At 77.9% G+C, this 1,536-nt stretch carries 3 protein-coding genes; 1 reads left to right on the forward strand and 2 read right to left on the reverse strand.

Annotated features, from left to right (window positions below; all coding sequences use genetic code 11):
• On the forward strand, positions 1–580 hold a 580-nt coding region (locus GTQ99_RS23110), incomplete at its 5' end, for an MmyB family transcriptional regulator (protein WP_476702863.1).
• Positions 581–687: 107 nt separating this feature from the next.
• Here GTQ99_RS23110 and GTQ99_RS23115 read toward each other — a convergent pair.
• Complete coding sequence (locus tag GTQ99_RS23115; protein WP_166617998.1) at positions 688–1,110, reverse strand: hypothetical protein; 423 nt, start codon at positions 1,108–1,110, stop codon at positions 688–690.
• 5 nt (positions 1,111–1,115) lie between these two features.
• Positions 1,116–1,536 (reverse strand): STAS domain-containing protein (locus GTQ99_RS23120; protein WP_166617999.1); only part of this gene is annotated, 421 nt, incomplete at its 5' end.

The following is a 1,536-nucleotide window of genomic DNA, read 5'->3' on the forward strand; positions in this document are numbered from 1 at the left end:
GGCCGAGCGGGTCCCCCCGCGGCTGCACCACCTGCTGGCGGCGCTGCAGGTGCCGGCGTTCGTCGAGGGCCGGGCCTTCGACGTGCTGGCCTCGAACCCGCTGGCGCTCGCGCTGTCCCCGAGGTTGCGGCCGGGGGAGAACCGGCTGCGCTCGCTGTTCCTGGACCCGGCCGAGCGCGACTTCCACCGCGACTGGGAGGCGGCCACCGCCGAGTTCGTCGCGGCCTTCCGCCACTCCGTCGGCGTCGGCGCCGGCGCCGACCCCGCCGAACCCCTCGACGCCGACCGCGATCCCCGGGTCCTCGAGCTGGTCGGTGAGCTGACGCTGGCCAGCGCGCGCTTCCGGGCGTTGTGGCAGCGCCACGACGTGCGCCGGCTGACGGGTGGCACCACGCTCCTCGAGCACCCCCTCGTCGGCGAGCTGCGCCTGCACCGGGACAAGCTGCCCGTCGAGGACGTCCTCCTGGTCGTGTACTACCCGGACTCCGCCGGCGAGGGCGCGGAGAAGCTGCGGCTGCTGGCGTCGCTGGCCGCCGAGAGCGCCGATCGCACCCCGGACGGCACGGCGTCCGGGGTGTGAGCCGCGGGCCGGGCCGCTGCGCGCGCAGGCGGACGGCGCCGGGCGCACCGCCCGACCGACCGCCCGCAGGACCGACCGACCCGCCGTCCCCGCCCCGGGAGGGCGGCTCAGCCGGTGCCGTCCCCGGGGGAGCCGGGCCCGCGGCGTCGCGGAGGGACCGCCGCCGCGTCGACGTGCAGCCACAGCAGCAGCAGGGTGGTCCCGGCGCTCAGGACGAGGACGGCCGCCGCACCCAGCAGGGTGCTCCAGGCGATGCCCAGCCCGTTGAGCACCCACGCGAGCACCATCGCCGCGATGAGCAGGCGGGCGAGGCTCGAGCGGGAGGGAGCCGCCGGTGGGGACCACGTCGAGCGCCGTACCGGCGCGGGGCGGGCGGGTGCCTCGAGCAGCGCCCGGACCAGTTCCGCGCCGTCGGGCGCCGGCCGGTGGTCGCAGGCGACGTGGTCGCGCAGCTTGCGCGCGGTGGGGAAGTGCTGGGTGCACCGGTCGCAGGCGTGCCCGGCCGGTGCGGGTTCCGCTGTCGTCGACATGGTCCTCACCCCTCCTGCTCTCGTGTCCTCGACCGCTCCCGCGGGGAGCCGCTCGCTGCGGGCGCGGCGGCGGGGTGGCGCGCCTCGATCTCGAACAGGGGGCTCAACCCCGTGCGGTGCAGGACGTCCACCTCGGCGCGGCTGAGCCCGCGCAGCACCACGTGCCCGCCGCGGGCCCGGCAGCAGCGCTTGGCCCGCAGCAGCAGCGCCACGACGGTCGAGGACAGGTCCCGCACCTGGCAGACGTCCACCACCAGCGTGCGGGTTCCGGCCTCCAGCGCCTCGGCCAGTTCCCGGCGCAGGGTGCCCACCCCCTGCCGCAGGCACTCCTCGCGCAGCACCAGCACCGCGGTGCCCTCACCCGCCCCGGCCGCCGTCGCGGCCGCGCCGCCGTGCTCGGTGCCTCCTCCCCTCGGCCTGCCCACG

Origin of the sequence: Kineococcus vitellinus (genome assembly GCF_009906315.1) — a bacterium.
GTDB lineage: Bacteria > Actinomycetota > Actinomycetes > Actinomycetales > Kineococcaceae > Kineococcus > Kineococcus vitellinus.

Coding starts and splice junctions, on each gene's coding strand:
- GTQ99_RS23115 (WP_166617998.1), bottom strand. CDS start 1,110: ATGTCGACGACAGCGGAACCCGCACCGGCCGGGCACGCCTGCGACCGG.